Raw genomic sequence first — 15,603 nt, forward strand, 5'->3', positions numbered from 1 at the left:
CTAACCTTTCCACAACATGCATATTTCTCAGATCCACTTAGAAAACTTTCGCGGCTTCAAGAAAAACACCATTCTATTTCAACCGGGAATCAACGTTTTAATCGGTCACAATAATGCCGGTAAAACAAATTTGCTACGGGCATTGCAAATAGTATTTGACAGAACGCAACAGCGGCTGTCAATCGAGGATTTCAACGCAACAATTAATGATTTTACAATACCCCCTCAAATTGAAATCAACGTAACCATAAAAGAAACAATTGACGCACCAGGCACAAACAACGGAGAAGATCCGGAAGATAAGAACGTCGTTTATAATTGGTTAGTAAATGAGGCACAGCCGTATGAAGCGAAATTGACCTACCGATTTTATCTTCCTTTTAAACACCATGCAGATTTTACTACCGAGGTTAACAGATTTAGAAATCCAGCTGGAGTGTACGATGCGGAGCAGTGCTTTAAAGTGATTGATAAAAAGTTTCTCAGAAAATATATAGCTGTAGTATATGGAGGAGACGAACAAAATGAAGAAAAAGCCGGAAGTGAAAATCTGGACCGATTTGATTTTCAATTTTTGGATGCAATAAGAGATGCCGAGCGTCAGATGTTTTATGGCAATAATACTTTGCTCAGAGATGTTCTTAATTATTTTTTGGACTATGACTTGACGGAAGGTAAAGACTTTGAACAGTTAACCAATGAAAAGAAATTGGCATTGCAAACAAGAGAACAAGAGTTTGCAGCTAAAACCCGCGAATTGCTCGAACTCCTGATTAGCCGTGTATCAAAACAGGAGATTCTGGCTTATTCTAGGGCTACCGGTGCTGAAAAAGGTGGTAATCCTAATTTCGACGCCAATATCTCCGAACAACAATTGTTGTTTGCATTGCGACTAATTGTTGAGAAATCTGGATTTAAGCTGCCTATAAAGAACAATGGATTAGGTTATAATAACCTACTATTCATTGCGCTCATCATGGCACGCATGCAAATGGAACGCAGTAGTTTTATGGGTGATAACGCAAAGATCTTTCCCATACTCGCGATCGAAGAACCCGAAGCACATTTGCACCCATCAATGCAATACAAGTTTCTTAAATTCTTAGATACTAATATTCACACGCAAAAACAGGCAAGGCAGGCATTTATTACAACTCATTCCACGCAAATAACGGCAGCAGTAGATTTGGATTCCATCGTATGTCTTTATGAAGACTTTGAAGGACACCAAAGAGTAAGCTACCCTGGTCGTGTATTTACAACATCACCGGAAGATCAAGAATCAAAAGCCTATGTACGAAGGTTTTTGGATGCCACAAAATCAAATATGCTCTTCTCTGATCGCGTGGTTTTTGTAGAGGGGTTAGCGGAGCAATTATTACTGCCTTGCTTTGCTGCATATCTTAATGTGGAAGATTCCTTAATCAACATGCATACAGCTATTGTAAGTGTTGACGGTACTTCTTTTAAGCATTTCCTTAAGCTGTTTGCATTTGAAGGTAAACCAGAAAATTATTGCCTTCGTCGCAAGGTGGTATGCATTACTGATGCAGATCCTTCACATAGAGAACGAAAAAATGAAGAGGAAGAAGAAGATCATCGCCGTCATTGGAAATCGTGTTACCCGTTTCAATTGGAAACCGAGCCGGAAAAATATCATTATTCGCCCTTAACTTCGCATGCAAAGGCGCTGATTGCATTCGCAAAGGATTTTGATCATATAAAAATAGCTACGCCTATACAGGGTACAGGAAAAACGCTGGAGTATGAACTGGCAAACTTTAATCCAGATTGCAGTTTATTATTAACAAAAAGTTTCCCAACAAGAGGTAAGAATAAGAAAAGCGTCTTAGAGCAATTAATGACGGCTATTAAAGAAGCAAAAGAACTCGATGAGCTATTAGCAATGTGCCAGCACCAGGACATTAAAGATTGGCTGGCATTGAGTACATGGGAAGGAGAACACAAAAAGAAAGCATTATTAGCGGCCTGCTATCATCGCGCGATTGAAGCAAGTAAAGGAGAGCATGCTTTTTTACTAGAGCAGCAGTTAAGACAAAACTTGCTTAACGAGGGAGACGCAAAGGTCGCCTTCAATGTGCCTACGTATATCGCGGATTCAATAACTTTTATTACGGAATAACATGATTGATATTAATCAACTACCATCTATTGATCGGTTACCGGATGTGGACGCTCGTTTCAAAGCTTTTGCAGGGCCAGGTGCCGGGAAAACAACCTGGTTAATCAGCCACGTTAAAAATGTGCTCAAAAGCTCGAATAAACTGGGGATAACCCGTCGCATTGCCTGTATTACCTATACCAATGTTGCTGCCGAAGAACTACAGAAGCGGATGGATTGCGATAAATCGCAAATAGAAGTCTGCACTATTCACAGCTTTTTATACAACAATGTTATCAAACCGTTCGCTCACCTGATTAGAACTGACGAGAATGGTGATGAACTTTTCAATATTGCAGAGCTCCAGGGCCATGAAGAACATATTCCGCATGCCGATCCGATTCGCCGGTGGTTAGCTACCATTGAGCAACGTAACCAAAAAAGAGTAAACTATTACGGATATCTCAACAGTCGCGACAATAAATCGAACCTTGTTAAATATTTATCAGCACTCGATTACAGGTTAGACCAGGTAGGGCATATAGACCTGTATTGTAAGAGGCACACTGATCTTGCTATCCCAAGAACCAATAATGAGTTATGGGTGTACAAGAAAAAATATTGGTCTGACGGTATAATGCACCACGAAGATGTGCTGTATTTCGCTCATTACATCATTGTTAAATCGCCAAGAGTACTTGAGTTTATCAGAAATCGATACCCTTATATTTTCATTGATGAATTTCAAGATACCACCGCTTTACAAACCAGTATTGTTCAGCAAATTGCTGATGGTGATGTCACAATAGGAATTATTGGTGACCTGGCCCAATCTATTTACAAATTTGCTGGAGCCGTTCGCACAGATTTTGAAGATCTTCAAATAAGACAAATGAGTGCTTACAAGTTAGAGCAGAATTTCAGATCGAGTCAAACCATCATCGATTATCTGAACACGTTACGGAGCGATATTCAGCAGCTAGGTTACGAGGATACTTTGCCTGGTAGCGTTGTAAGGATGTTGGTTGGTCCACATAGCCAGTCATACCGTTGGATGCTTCAAAATGTGAGCCCTGACACTGTCGCTATTGCGCCGGAGCACCGTGATGTAGAAAGCATAAAGGCGGCAGTCGCAGTTGAGGGAGAAGATCAGGTAAAAAAAATGTTTGCGGAAGATAGTAATTCTAAGAGAGCCAGATTTATCCAGGTGCTGTTGACTGGCTATCGGTGGCTGGAAAGAAAAAACAATCGACAAGGGATAAAAGTAATAAGTCATCAATTAAAGACTTTGAATGCACAGGCTAGCCAGTTTTCTATTCAAAAAGCCGGCATTTTTATTCTGGAAGAACTTAAAAAGGAAGCATCCCGTAGACTTAGTTTACATGATTTTTATTTGCAAACAAATACGGCATTGCAAACCGGTTTCCAATTTAAAACACATTCCCGATTAGCTGCGGGGGCGGCACAAGCATTTTATAGAAATTGTTCGGTTGAAGCGATGCTACCTTTTATTAAGGTGGACACTCAATCGACCGAAAAAGTAAGAACCATTCACAGCGCTAAGGGCGCTGAGTTCGATCACGTACTTGTTTGCATGCAATCCGAAGGTGATGTCGAACGCTACATACTTGATGCAAAAATAAAGTTAGAAGCACCTGGCGACGATGGCAGGGTTTACTACGTTGGTTTTAGCCGAGCTAAAACCAGTCTCGTTATCAGCGTCCCTGATATTAACGATAATCTAATACCTCGTCTTAACGCACAGGGGATAGCCGTTCAACGATTAGTCAATTAATATCCGGAGTCCGTTTGTTCTGATAGCAATATTTGGAAATTTGCCAATATTCCTGACAAAAACATCACATTCGGTATTTCTGTTGACCCTAGTCTTCTAACGGAATAATTCGCACTTATGATCATAAATAAAGGCAAAATAAAAATGCAATACGTTCCAATAACATAAGTTAACTGAATAGAATATACGCCCAGGCTAATAAAAATGGAGCGTGGCCGAGCATTGAATCGTGGGTTAAGCTTTAACTTCGTATCTCAGCAAAACTGTTATGTTATGGATCAGCCTAGGCAAGAGGTTAGTCTTTTACCTCAGTTGAACAAAGCATGTGGCCTTGACATGCATAAAGACAAAATAGTCGGTTTTATTTCAAACAAGGATGGTAAAGAACAGGAGTTGCAGGAATTTGGCACTTTTACCTGCCAGTTGCATCAAATCAAGGAGTGGTTATTAAAAAACGAAGTTGGCCATTGTCTTATGGAGAGCACAGGAATTTATTGGATAAGCCTATACACGATACTTACTGAAGCTGGTATTAATGTTACCGTTGCAAATCCAGTTCATATTAAACAGATTCCCAAACGTAAGACTGACCGAAAAGATGCCCGATGGTTATGTACTTTGTTATTACACGGATTGACGCGTCCAAGTTTTATCCCTGACAGCCAGCAATGCGCCTTGCGGGATTATTGCAGAAGCAGATTGTTTTATGGGCGTCAACAAACCAAAATCACTAATAGGATATTGAAGATATTGGAGAGTAACAATATTAAACTCATGTCCGTAATCAGTACGTTACATACAAAAACAGGACTGAACATTGTCCGTCTTTTAGCGGCTGAGGTAACGGACAAAGCTCTGTTATGCAGTTGTGCAAAAGGGAGAGTAAAGGCCAAAAAAGAACAACTAATGATGGCCCTTGAAGGAACGCTAACCACTCATCATTGTATGCAATTGAGAATGTTGTTAGAAGATTATGACCATGTACAAAAGCAAGTTGATTTATTAGATGCCGCTATTTCAGCTATCATAAGTGAACGTTATGCGCGAGCTGTTGAATGCCTTGATAGCATCAGCGGCATTGGCATGAAGTCGGCGGAGGTTATAATCAGTGAAGCGGGTGACGATATGACCCGTTTCCCCAGTGCGGATCACTTTACCGCATGGTGTGGCGTAGCTCCCGGAAACAACGAGAGTGCCGGTAGGCATAAAAACGTCACCGTTAAGAAGGGTAATACCTATCTAAGAGTTGCTATCGTTACAGCCGCATGGGCCGCTGTTAAGATGAAAAACTCATATTGGCATGCGCTTTTTGATAAACTGCGTAAACGTATGAAGGCGCAGAAAGCGATCATCGCTATTGCCAGAAGGCTATTAAAAGTTGCTTATAAAACAATCCAATCCTTGAATTTGTACGAAGAAAAAGGCATTGCCCACTTCCTCGACATACAGACGCGAAATATGCAATATATCCGGTATAAAGCCAATAAATAATTAATAAACATAAAGGCCGGATAAGGTTTTAGAATGTAAAGTCTGATACCCTAAGATGCCGATTCTATATTAGAACTCAGGCTTGTTCAGAAAGAACGCAGAGGAATTTTATTTTTAACTTTTGAATTGCTGATCCTTGATTTCTTGGATTGGTAAAATGGAGCTAATTAAAGTTAAAAGCTGCAATTGGTTAAAATCAGTATGTCGTATCACAAGCGTTGTAAATAAACCACTTCTTAATCATTTGTTCCTCATTATTTCCCGCTAATTTTCTTTAAATGGTTTTTTCCCCATTCTTCCATCGGGGCAGCAACCTTATGGGTGGTTAAACAATAGTCAGTAATGGCGTATTCAATTCTTACAGGGTAATCATCAATTACAGTTCTGCTGATCAATAAATTCTCTTCCAGGTGCTTCAACTCTTTAGACAATACGCGGTTAGTTATGTCAGGAATAGAGTTCGCAATGTCATTAAAACGCTTGTTGCCATTATAGATTGACAGGATAACCGGAAGTTTCCATTTACCACCAAGCACGAACATCGTATCTTGAATGGCCTTGATCTTTTCTTTAAATCTTATTTCGTTTTTCTTAACGGAAGTGCTCATAACGTACTAAGTATACTTTAGGATACAGGTATCAAATATATACTTTTATCCTTCTACTTTTGTTGAATAAATAAGCGATCAATAATTATGAAAACAATATTCATTACCGGTGCATCTTCGGGCATAGGAAAAGCCACTGCAAAACTCTTTCAATCCCAGGGTTGGAACGTCATCGCAACCATGCGTAAGCCTGAAAACGAAACAGAGCTTACGCAACTGGAAAATGTAACGATTTTGGCTTTGGATGTTACGGACATTGAACAGATAAAGTCAACTGTAACTAAGGCTACCGGCTTATTTGATATAGATGTAGTTGTCAATAACGCCGGATATGGACTATTGGGTGCCTTAGAGGCCTATACAAATGAGAATATTATACGCCAGGTGGATACTAATTTCCTGGGTACGGTACGCGTAACACAGGAATTCATCCCACATTTCAGGGAAGCACAAAAGGGTTTATTCATCAATGTTACTTCTATAGGCGGACATACAGGTTTTCCATTTACCAGCATTTATAATGGCACGAAATGGGCCGTGGAAGGATGGAGTGAATGTTTGTCAATTGAGCTATCCATGTTTAACGTGGGCGTAAAAACCGTTGCGCCTAGCAGCACTAATACAGAGTTGTTCAGTCATAACGTAGATGTAAAGCACCTGCCTTTTTACGAAGCAACAGAGAAAAAAATGGTTGGCATGATCAAGCCGGCTTCCAGCCCCGAAGAAATTGCCGAAGTAATCTTCGAGGCCGCAACTGATGATAAAGACCAACTACGTTATTTTGCAGGTAAAAGCTCAAAAGCTATCTACGATAGGCGGCAGGAAATAGGTGCGGAGGCTTCTGTAAAGGAAATTAAAAAAATGTATTTTGATAGTCTAAAAACTGAAGTCTAATATTTTTAAGTTGTAATTAAGGTCAAGTTTAAACCTCATTGTAGCGAGCTAGTTTTCCCCACAAAGGATGACTAGCTTTTTTTATTTTTAGAAGAACCTTATCAAAACGACTTTCGGAATGCCAAAGGGGACAAGCCCGTTTTGGATTTAAACATCCTGCTAAATGATTGGGGATGATCAAAACCTAATTTATAGGCAATCTCGCTAATAGTTAAGGAAGTGGTCGATATGCGCTCTCTAGCTTTTTCTATTAATTTATCCTGGATATGCTGCTGTGTATTTTTACCTGTAGTTATGGTAAGTAGTGAGCTTAGGTAATTACGCGAAAGATGAAGTTTTTCAGCCACTTGCTGCACTGTCGGTATGCCATTATTAATAAGATTAATATCCGAAAAAGCTTCTGAAAGAAGCGTGTCAAGTCGATCTAGTATCTTACTATTAGCAATATTGCGTGTTAGAAATTGGCGCTGATAAAAGCGGTCAGTATAATTTAGCAGTGCTTCGAGATGATTTATAATAATAGGCTGACTGAATTTATCCAGATTAGCTTCATACTCCTGCCGGATATTTTCCAATACCCCAATCATGATCGATTCTTCTTTATCAGATAAAAACAGAGCCTCATTGACTGAGTATTCAAAGAACCCGTAATTCTTAATGCTTTTCGCTAAGGGTGTATGCCAAAGAAGATCGGGATGAACAAGCAGCATCCAGCCATTGACCTCATTAAACAAGGCTGCCTCTGACTGTTCAATACCAAAAACCTGCCCTGGCGCCATTCCGTATAATACGCCTCCGTCAAAATCATAACGTTGCTGCCCATATTTTAGATTCAGGTTGAGGTTACGTTTAAGCGCAATACAATAAAAATCAAATACCATAGACCGGGAGATTTCCAGAAACTCGTCATTGACCCCGTTTAATTGTAACACACTTATACAGGGGTGCATGGGTAGCGGAAATTTCCTCAGCCTATGAAACTCGCTGATAGAATGTATATGAAACGGCGCGCTGTTTTTCATATCGTAAAGCTACGAAGATTAGTGATCCGAAGACATCCCAAGTACTTGTGCCATATTGCTTTGTACCCAATGCTCCATATATTTACCATTTTCCAACCGTATAATTTCAATTGCTTCAAAACTAATATAGGCTCCATTTCCTTGCACACCGAATAAGTTACCGGTGTGCTTGCCACTGATTATCTTTTGTGTAACCACCAAATCATGTTCGGCTACCTGATGTAAAGCTTTTACCTTGATCTCTGACAGACCTGAGTGCAAGGCACTGAGGAAATGGAGAAAGCTTTCCTTACCATTAGGTGTGCCGGGACGTGATGCATGGTTGATCACCTCGTCTGATACCAATTCATCCAATACAGCAGAATTGTTTTGCTCAATGCATGCCTCGTCAAATTGGTTAATTACTGCTTTGTTCTTTTCCAGTTCTGTGTTATTCATAATAGCTGTTTGAGTTGACAAAGTTCTATGTCGTTAAGCTATAAAATTTAACCACATGTAAGGAGTTTGTAACTAAATGTAAGGCTGGGAAGATTTATAGCAGCTTACTGTTAAGGCCATTAAAAATGGTTGACTTTAACTACGAAAAGCAGTGGGAAATGATATTACCTATCTTTGCTCCCATGAATAACAGTGCGCTAAAAGAGGCAATAGATGGATTTATAACATTATCAGGGGAAGATTACGACCTCTTGGTTAGTTGTGCATCGCGCCGTGAAATAAGTAAGAAAGAAAGGTTATTGAATGAGGGCCAACTATGCCAAGCACTTTATTTCGTTGAAAACGGATATCTCCGTACATGGTATAATAAAGATGGTATTTCTATTAATGCAGACTTCACTTTTGAAAACAATTTTACTTCTGTAATAAAGAGCTTCAGGGACGGATTGCCATCAAATCTAAATATTGAAACAAGTGACGAGGCAGTCATTTGGATTATTAACCTAAATTCAATCCGGGAGCATATTGCCGTAAAGCCACAACTCGCCCGTTTTATTAAAAAGGTAGCAATCAGTATACTGTTGACCGCAGAATCGCATCATGAGCTCTTAAAGTTTCATACACCTATGGAAAGATACCATTTCATAGAAAAGAATAATCCTGAATTATTGCAGAGAATATCTCTTTCTCAGATTTCTTCTTATCTGGGCATTGCCAGGGAAACCCTGAGCCGAATCCGATCCCGTAATGGACAATGATTGTGACTTTGGTCACAGGTTGTTACCAGGCATATGTTCGAACTTTGCTTTACAAACAAGAAAACTATGGAATGGTACAATTATGTTGCTGCCTTTTTCTCGGCAGTATTTGTCTCAAATGCAATACCACATTTTGTAAATGGTACTTCAGGTGATAAATTTCCAACTCCCTTTTCAAAGCCACCAGGGAGAGGATTATCTTCGCCGGTAATCAATGTGATATGGGCTGCCATCAACATTGTTATTGCTTATGTTTTATACAGAGTAAGCCATATGAATTGGCAAAGTGCTCCAGCCATTTCAATAGCACTTGCAGGATTTATCCTGAAAGCTTTAGGTGCTGCCTTCAATTTTCAAAAAAAAGAGAAAGCATGACGTATTGATTTTAAAATGGCGCTTAAGAATGATCAAACCGGAGTTTGCCGGCATTGCAAACTCCAGTTGTGATGCAAAATGAAACAGGGAGTAAAAATTGCTTTTTTAGGCGGTCTTACAATTGCTTTGCTTGCCAACAATTAGGATTGTTTAATCATTTGCAATTCACTGAAAATTTTAATTTCTTCTCCTAATCCAATGTCACCAGTATCTAAGATTCGATTAAAACTAATACCCCAATCCGACCGGTTAATTTTACCCGTTACTGTAAAACCGGCTTATGTACCATGTCTTTCATCACTGATCAGCCCACCACACTTGACCTCTAGTATCACCATTTTTGTAACACCTTTCATTGCCAAATAATTGCCCATTTAGTTGAAAATCAGCAAATTTTTAGCCTAGTTGCTTTACGACTAAACTATTTGGGGCATAGCCAAAATGTTTTTTGAATATATACGAAAAGTGGGATAAATTTTCAAAGCCGGCTTCGTAATAAATATCAATGGGTTTTCGTTTTTTTTCCTTCAAAAGATAATGCGCCAGTTCAAGCCTTTTTTGAGTCAACCACTTTTGGGGAGTAACCTGATAAGCTTTCTTAAAATCCCGTTTAAAGGTTGTGATGCTTCTGCCCGTCAGGTAAGCGAACTTTTCGATCGGCATATTGAACATATAGTTTTGTTCCATGAACCTTGTCAGCTCTGCTTTTCCGGGTGAGGAAAAATCGGCCAATACCCGATCGATATTCTTATTAAGCGTCCTTAAAATGGTAATAGCTTCAATAATTTTTAGCCGCGACAATTCCTCCGGCAATTGGTCATCAAGCTCGAAGTAAGGAATCAATGAATTGAAAAAGCTATCTAACAAAGGAGATCTGCGGATACGGGTAATTGTTTTGTGAGGCGATTGGTAAGCATCAAAAACATGCGTGGTATAGTAGTTTCTAAGTTCATCGCCCGTTAGTTTTACTACGATGGCTTTATAAGGCTGTCCATCTTTCTCATATTTGATAAGGGTTGCAAATTGGTTTCTTGGGAATAAATGTGTTTCGCCGGCACCAAAAACAAAAGTTTGATCAGCATGTATCACTTTTAATTCGCCTGATATTACCTGAACCAAAGCATGTTCTTCCATGATCATTTCTCCGCGATAGCTAAACGCTTCGCTACAGGTAAAAACAATGCTGGCGTTATTATTGATTTGCCTTTTTGCCATCGTACAAATTTAAGGATAAAGGAAAGACAAATAACGGGCTGCCCATCGTTTGAACAACCCGTTGTATATCGTTAGTTAATGTCGAATGTTACACCTGTAAGTTCTTCGCTCAGCGTCCATAACTTCTTTGCAGCATCTTGTTGCAGAGCAAACGGAGCGGCGCCTTTTAAGCCAAACATATTATTTTGCCAAGCACCGCTATAATAAAATTCAGGATCGTAAGAAGCTACATTTACATCTTCACAATAGATGCCTCCCAGGTCTCGCAATTGCGGACTTGTAGCGCACCAAACTGTAGTTGCTGCTCCTTGCTCAGGTGTTTTTTGAATACGTTGCATCGCTGCCTGCGTTTCAGGATTAGGTGCACCGGATGCATCTACAGCACCTAATGCTACATAATCATCAAATGTAAGATACCTGCCCAGATTGGTATCTAGGATTAAACCGGGATGAAGGCTATAAGATCGCACACCAAACTTCCGAGCCCTTTTGTCCAATTCTATGGTAAAAAGAATATTGGCTGTTTTGGCCTGGCCGTAAGCCTCAAATTTATTGTATGGCCTTTGATTGTAATTGACATCTTCAAAGTGAACAGGAGAAAAATAATGGCCTGAAGAAGATACATTAATGATCCTTGCGCCTGCTGTCTTTTGGATTGCCGGCCAAAGTGCAGCCGTAAGCTGGAAATGCCCCAAATGGTTGGTAGCAAATTGTGACTCATAACCTCTGTCATCGCGTGTTAAAGGATTCCACATGATGCCTGCATTGTTAATCAGTAAATGTAATGGTTTACCCGAAGCCATATATTTGTCAGCGAAAAATGAAATAGATTTTGGGTCGAGAAGATCCATTGTTTGCAGTTCTATACTACTTAAGCCATGTAAGTTTTCTTTCGCTTTTTCAACATCTCTGACAGGCACAACAATATTTGCGCCGGCCGCTGCCAAAGCCTTTACCGTTTCAAGCCCCAGGCCACTATAGCCTCCTGTTACGATAACATTTTTACCGTTAAGGTCTATCCCCTTTAAAACATCTGTTGCGGTCGAAGCGGCATTAAAGCCTGAATTTAGCGGATGCTGTAATGCCCCGTTATAATTATTTTGTTCCATTTTTTAATATTTAATGAAGCAAAATTAAGAGCTGAATAACGGCGAACTTTGTTGGGAAGTCCTATTTGCTTTGTTTTTAGGATCATGTATGATTATGCAGTTATAATCTTAGATTCCACAAAGCAAGTTAGAATAAAGAAAGAATTAAAGATAGGGCTACCTGTAAGTAGCCCTATCCTTAATTATCAGGAAACCTTTTTCAAGGCACCCGATTTGGTAAACAAGATGTTTTTTACTTTAGCGACACTTGCACTAATACGGGATTTTTTAACCCTGCAATATCGAAGTGTTGTCCGGATGCTCTTATGACCAAGCATTTTGCTTACATCCTCTAATGGCACTCCATTATTAAGCATAATATCCGCAAAGGTATGGCGGGCAAGATGTGTATTTAATTCACGTTTTATCCCGCATATAACGGCCAGTTCCTTTAAGTATGCATTATACCTTGCATTGCAGTTTACGGGTATCAGGCAGTTGTTTTTAAGGCAATAGGGATTTGTAGCATATTTTGAAATTAGTTCTTCTACTATTGGCAGGATAGGAACCATTTCGATTACTCCAGTTTTTCCTCTTTCCTTGCTAAGCCAGCGTTCCTGCTTAATGCCAACCTTTATGATGTTTTCACGTGAAAGCCCATAAATATCCTGAAAGGCAAATCCCGTAAAACACTGAAAAATATAGGCGTCCCGTACTTCGGAAAGCCTTTCAATTTCGATTTTCTTGTTCAGCATAGCATGGACTTCTGCCATTTCAAGTGGTAGGACTTCCAGTTCACCGCCCCCACACTTAAACCCTTTGAGTGGGTTCCTATCCAATCTGAGTTCGGTTACACAGTGTTCAACTATCTGCTTTGTTTTCTTAACATGTTTCTTGGCAGTTACCTCGGCAAGTATGCTATCAGCTTCCAGTGTCAGGTATTTATAAAAATGGTTTGCAAAGGACGGCGGGATATCAGCAAGATTAATATCGCCAACTCTGTATTTGAAAGCCATAAACTCAGCTACTTTTGTTTTAGTCGTCCTCCAATGTTTAAGTGTTTCATTTGACCTTGTTCCGGCTTTTACCATTACCTCAAAGTTGGAGATAAAATCGGCAAAGGCTTCCAGTAGAGTCTTTATATTGTCGGCTTCAGAAAAAGCATTATTTGTTACTATAGATTTTTCTTTCAGGCCGAGATAGGAGTTCTTCACCATTAACGGTGTAATCTCGTCAAACTGGCTCCTAAGAACAGTAAAGTGGTTTTCAAGGTCGCCTTCAACAAGCCCGATCTTTAGGTTGGTTGCCTTTGCCTTTGAACCTGGTTCGGTGTCCCGCTTTAGTCGGGTGTCCCAAAATTGAGGATTGATTTTTCTTGACAGGGAAATATCTTCGTATTCGCCGTCAATTGTAATACGGACATAGAGGGGGGCCATGCCGTCTTTGGTTGCTTTGGAACTTTTCAGCCAAAACATAATAGCAAGTTTCTGATTGCTTTTCATCTTTCACACTTTTTAAGTTATCAAAAATCCTTCCCGGCTACTACCGGAAATTAAATTGATTCCCTAAAACTCATTAACACAAGCCTTTTCGGAAAATCGTTACCCCAAATGTAATCTTTAAGATGGGGCACCGAATGGGGCACCATATGGTTTGATTTACCCTGATTTATTTTGACCTTCTTTTTTGTAATTAGTTTGGAGAGAACCGCGTAAAAACAAGAAAAGCGCACCTAAGTGCGCTTTTCCTTCAAAAATCAGTGGTCGTCTTTCAGACCTCTGTGATCCCGCTGGGACTCGAACCCAGGACCCCAACATTAAAAGTGTTATGCTCTACCGGCTGAGCTACGGAATCATACTTTTCAACTTCTTTGGTTCGGTTAACCGTTTCCGTTTAAAGTGGTGCAAATATAGGGTTCTTAACTATTCCCTGCAAGCTATTTTTTAAATTAATGTAAAGCTTTTTTTAAGCTATTAAAAACCAGTAAACTACAAATTCAGAATCGCTATTTTACCGCCGTTGCCCGCCAATAATACAAGTTTTCCATGCTTCGCCTTCCGGCAAACATTGAAACTTGTGCTGTCAATTTGCTTCCAAGTCCTGCCTGCATCGGTAGTTAAATTGCTTCCGGGGGTACCGGTTGAAAGGAATATGCCTGATTTTATATGCTCAATACAAGATTGAAAACCTGCCGGTCCCTTTCGTGGCAACGTAAAAGCAGGAACCGGGCGCTCTGTGTGCAGAACGGCAACCGAATCTGTTTTTTTGTCATTAGCATAATCGCCTCCGATGATAATTCCTTGATTTTGTTCTATAGATAATGAAAAAGCACCCTCACTACTTTGCCCGTGTATGATGGGCAGATTTGAATACTGCCATTCGCTTTTGCCAGGCTGCAATGAAATAAGTCTGGCACTTTTACCTCCCGAAGCAATGTAGATCGCACCTTTATCTGATACTCTTAAGCATGTGCCGCTCGCAGCAAATGCAGCTTCACCTGATAAAGCCTCTGGTCCATTATTTGATTCATTCCACGTTTCGCCGCCGTCTTTTGTCTCCAGTAGTAAAAATTTATTATTGATAGGGTCGCCCAAAATGTAACCGTGACGATTATCGGCAAAATCCATGGCATCTAAAAAATAAGTTGTATCTGTTTTTCGATATTTTTCCTGCCAGGTTTGTCCTCCATCTGAAGTTTTTAAGATAAACGACGGTGTGCCCGAACTCATGATCACGGCCTCTTTATCATCAAAAGCTTCGATATCCCGAAAATCTGATTTTTCGTAACCCTTTATTTGTTGCCAGTTCCATGTTTTGCCGCCATCGCTTGTTTTGGCTATGTAACCTTTGCTGCCGCTTATCCAGGCTGTTTTGTCGTCGACTACGGATAAACCGCGAATGCTTGTTGGCTTATCCTGCTGCAAAATGGTAATAGTTTGTGCTTTTAAAACAGAATTGAATAGCAAAAAATAAAATAGTGTGCCTGAAAAGAAAAAGCGGATTGGCCTCATTTAGTTTGATATAAAGTGTTTTATAAAACCTAAGTTAAACTTTCAAAGACCGTTGAACAACATAATATTGATTTTTTCATTTATTAAGTTGCAATTTGCCGGAAACGATTATATTTGCACGCTTGTTAATAAAACGATAAGCCCGGATGGCGAAATTGGTAAACGTTGCGGTCTCAGAAGCCGTTGAGAATTGTCTCTTGAGAGTTCGAGTCTCTCTTCGGGCACGCCTTTTTTAAGTGAGAGAATAAAAATGTGAGAATTGAAAGATTCTCACATTTTTTTAATGCCCAGGTGGCGAAATTGGTAGACGCACCATCTTGAGGGGGTGGCATTCGTAAGGATGTACGAGTTCGAATCTCGTTCTGGGCACTCACTTTCTTAAATAATGTATTTAAGATTTTTTCCCTTCTTTTAAGTCCTGAACTTCCTGTTGCAGTACATTGACTTGTCCCTCGAGGACTTTCAATCTGATCTCGTTGATCCTGCTTTGTGTTTCCTGCAATGAGCTAATATCTTTTATATCGCCTTTCAACTGAAAATACCCCGTCATTACAGAAACAACAATACTTATGGTACTGGCTATAGTCACCATCATATTCTTGATAGTGATGCCCCTGATCTCTCTGTGTTCGAATGTTGTCATGATTTGGAAGTGTTGTTTTAGGAGTATTTAAGATTATAAAGGGGTATATGCCTTTTAAGTAAGATTGTACTTATTGGCCTTGGCTGCGGCATATGCTACTAACAACCTGATGATGTTATATTATATTTGAAAAAAATTGAAGA

Annotated in this window: 14 protein-coding genes and 3 tRNA genes; 8 read left to right on the plus strand and 9 right to left on the minus strand. The window is 39.7% G+C overall.

Features of this window, described 5'->3' with window-relative positions; all coding sequences use genetic code 11:
- The first annotated feature begins 16 nt into the window (after window positions 1–16).
- The 3 genes from MTO98_RS09805 (at window position 17) to MTO98_RS09815 (ending at window position 5,408) form a co-directional block, all read left to right on the plus strand.
- On the plus strand, window positions 17–2,143 hold the full coding sequence (locus MTO98_RS09805) for an ATP-dependent endonuclease (RefSeq protein ID WP_243486477.1): 2,127 nt from the start codon (window positions 17–19) through the stop codon (window positions 2,141–2,143).
- 1 nt (window position 2,144) lies between these two features.
- Window positions 2,145–3,917, plus strand: a complete 1,773-nt coding sequence (locus MTO98_RS09810; RefSeq protein WP_243486478.1) for a UvrD-helicase domain-containing protein — start codon at window positions 2,145–2,147, stop codon at window positions 3,915–3,917.
- Between the two features lie 273 nt (window positions 3,918–4,190).
- Window positions 4,191–5,408, plus strand: a complete 1,218-nt coding sequence (locus tag MTO98_RS09815) for an IS110 family transposase (RefSeq protein ID WP_243486479.1) — start codon at window positions 4,191–4,193, stop codon at window positions 5,406–5,408.
- A 254-nt stretch (window positions 5,409–5,662) separates the two neighbouring features.
- Here the strand turns inward: MTO98_RS09815 and MTO98_RS09820 are convergent, their stop codons facing one another.
- Window positions 5,663–6,016: a helix-turn-helix domain-containing protein gene (locus tag MTO98_RS09820; protein WP_243486480.1), complete on the minus strand. Its 354-nt coding sequence runs from the start codon at window positions 6,014–6,016 to the stop codon at window positions 5,663–5,665.
- Window positions 6,017–6,103: 87 nt separating this feature from the next.
- Between MTO98_RS09820 and MTO98_RS09825 the strand changes: the two genes are divergently transcribed.
- Window positions 6,104–6,910 (plus strand): SDR family oxidoreductase, encoded by an 807-nt coding sequence (locus tag MTO98_RS09825; RefSeq protein ID WP_243486481.1) that lies wholly within the window; start codon window positions 6,104–6,106, stop codon window positions 6,908–6,910.
- A 101-nt stretch (window positions 6,911–7,011) separates the two neighbouring features.
- On the opposite strand, the gene MTO98_RS09830 is transcribed toward MTO98_RS09825, so the two are convergent.
- Together MTO98_RS09830 and MTO98_RS09835 are read right to left on the minus strand one after the other, a co-directional pair.
- Entirely contained in the window at window positions 7,012–7,932 is a 921-nt protein-coding gene (locus MTO98_RS09830; protein ID WP_243486482.1) for an AraC family transcriptional regulator, read from the minus strand.
- An 18-nt stretch (window positions 7,933–7,950) separates the two neighbouring features.
- A complete protein-coding gene (locus MTO98_RS09835; protein WP_243486483.1) occupies window positions 7,951–8,370 on the minus strand; it encodes an ester cyclase in 420 nt (139 codons plus the stop codon).
- Between the two features lie 125 nt (window positions 8,371–8,495).
- Between MTO98_RS09835 and MTO98_RS09840 the strand changes: the two genes are divergently transcribed.
- The gene (locus MTO98_RS09840) at window positions 8,496–9,128 is read left to right on the plus strand and encodes a Crp/Fnr family transcriptional regulator (protein ID WP_243486484.1); all 633 of its coding nucleotides are present in this window, start codon (window positions 8,496–8,498) and stop codon (window positions 9,126–9,128) included.
- A gap of 66 nt (window positions 9,129–9,194) precedes the next feature.
- Window positions 9,195–9,503: a hypothetical protein gene (locus tag MTO98_RS09845; protein ID WP_243486485.1), complete on the plus strand. Its 309-nt coding sequence runs from the start codon at window positions 9,195–9,197 to the stop codon at window positions 9,501–9,503.
- A 396-nt stretch (window positions 9,504–9,899) separates the two neighbouring features.
- On the opposite strand, the gene MTO98_RS09850 is transcribed toward MTO98_RS09845, so the two are convergent.
- The 5 genes from MTO98_RS09850 to MTO98_RS09870 all read right to left on the minus strand — a co-directional run bounded on the left by MTO98_RS09850 (window position 9,900) and on the right by MTO98_RS09870 (window position 14,817).
- Window positions 9,900–10,718 (minus strand): AraC family transcriptional regulator, encoded by an 819-nt coding sequence (locus MTO98_RS09850; protein ID WP_243486486.1) that lies wholly within the window; start codon window positions 10,716–10,718, stop codon window positions 9,900–9,902.
- Between the two features lie 71 nt (window positions 10,719–10,789).
- Complete coding sequence (locus MTO98_RS09855) at window positions 10,790–11,827, minus strand: SDR family NAD(P)-dependent oxidoreductase (RefSeq protein ID WP_243486487.1); 1,038 nt, start codon at window positions 11,825–11,827, stop codon at window positions 10,790–10,792.
- Between the two features lie 185 nt (window positions 11,828–12,012).
- Window positions 12,013–13,308: a site-specific integrase gene (locus MTO98_RS09860; protein WP_243486488.1), complete on the minus strand. Its 1,296-nt coding sequence runs from the start codon at window positions 13,306–13,308 to the stop codon at window positions 12,013–12,015.
- A gap of 279 nt (window positions 13,309–13,587) precedes the next feature.
- A tRNA-Lys gene (locus tag MTO98_RS09865) sits at window positions 13,588–13,660 on the minus strand.
- A gap of 134 nt (window positions 13,661–13,794) precedes the next feature.
- On the minus strand, window positions 13,795–14,817 hold the full coding sequence (locus tag MTO98_RS09870) for a YCF48-related protein (RefSeq protein ID WP_243486489.1): 1,023 nt from the start codon (window positions 14,815–14,817) through the stop codon (window positions 13,795–13,797).
- A gap of 140 nt (window positions 14,818–14,957) precedes the next feature.
- On the opposite strand from MTO98_RS09870, the gene MTO98_RS09875 reads away from it, so the two are divergent.
- Together MTO98_RS09875 and MTO98_RS09880 are read left to right on the plus strand one after the other, a co-directional pair.
- Window positions 14,958–15,041: transfer RNA gene (locus tag MTO98_RS09875), tRNA-Leu, on the plus strand.
- Between the two features lie 61 nt (window positions 15,042–15,102).
- Window positions 15,103–15,186: transfer RNA gene (locus MTO98_RS09880), tRNA-Leu, on the plus strand.
- 22 nt (window positions 15,187–15,208) lie between these two features.
- Here the strand turns inward: MTO98_RS09880 and MTO98_RS09885 are convergent.
- Entirely contained in the window at window positions 15,209–15,460 is a 252-nt protein-coding gene (locus MTO98_RS09885) for a hypothetical protein (protein ID WP_243486490.1), read from the minus strand.
- Window positions 15,461–15,603: the final 143 nt, after the last annotated feature.

Source organism: Mucilaginibacter sp. SMC90, assembly GCF_022811725.1.
Classification (GTDB): Bacteria; Bacteroidota; Bacteroidia; order Sphingobacteriales; family Sphingobacteriaceae; genus Mucilaginibacter.

What these genes read in the sequence shown, in the direction of transcription:
- MTO98_RS09835 (WP_243486483.1), bottom strand. Translation starts at nt 8,370, where the DNA reads ATGAATAACACAGAACTGGAAAAGAACAAAGCAGTAATTAACCAATTT.
- MTO98_RS09885 (WP_243486490.1), bottom strand. Translation starts at nt 15,460, where the DNA reads ATGACAACATTCGAACACAGAGAGATCAGGGGCATCACTATCAAGAAT.
- MTO98_RS09830 (WP_243486482.1), bottom strand. Translation starts at nt 7,932, where the DNA reads ATGAAAAACAGCGCGCCGTTTCATATACATTCTATCAGCGAGTTTCAT.
- MTO98_RS09845 (WP_243486485.1), top strand. Translation starts at nt 9,195, where the DNA reads ATGGAATGGTACAATTATGTTGCTGCCTTTTTCTCGGCAGTATTTGTC.
- MTO98_RS09825 (WP_243486481.1), top strand. Translation starts at nt 6,104, where the DNA reads ATGAAAACAATATTCATTACCGGTGCATCTTCGGGCATAGGAAAAGCC.
- MTO98_RS09870 (WP_243486489.1), bottom strand. Translation starts at nt 14,817, where the DNA reads ATGAGGCCAATCCGCTTTTTCTTTTCAGGCACACTATTTTATTTTTTG.
- MTO98_RS09805 (WP_243486477.1), top strand. Translation starts at nt 17, where the DNA reads ATGCATATTTCTCAGATCCACTTAGAAAACTTTCGCGGCTTCAAGAAA.
- MTO98_RS09850 (WP_243486486.1), bottom strand. Translation starts at nt 10,718, where the DNA reads ATGGCAAAAAGGCAAATCAATAATAACGCCAGCATTGTTTTTACCTGT.
- MTO98_RS09860 (WP_243486488.1), bottom strand. Translation starts at nt 13,308, where the DNA reads ATGAAAAGCAATCAGAAACTTGCTATTATGTTTTGGCTGAAAAGTTCC.
- MTO98_RS09855 (WP_243486487.1), bottom strand. Translation starts at nt 11,827, where the DNA reads ATGGAACAAAATAATTATAACGGGGCATTACAGCATCCGCTAAATTCA.
- MTO98_RS09815 (WP_243486479.1), top strand. Translation starts at nt 4,191, where the DNA reads ATGGATCAGCCTAGGCAAGAGGTTAGTCTTTTACCTCAGTTGAACAAA.
- MTO98_RS09820 (WP_243486480.1), bottom strand. Translation starts at nt 6,016, where the DNA reads ATGAGCACTTCCGTTAAGAAAAACGAAATAAGATTTAAAGAAAAGATC.
- MTO98_RS09840 (WP_243486484.1), top strand. Translation starts at nt 8,496, where the DNA reads ATGGTTGACTTTAACTACGAAAAGCAGTGGGAAATGATATTACCTATC.
- MTO98_RS09810 (WP_243486478.1), top strand. Translation starts at nt 2,145, where the DNA reads ATGATTGATATTAATCAACTACCATCTATTGATCGGTTACCGGATGTG.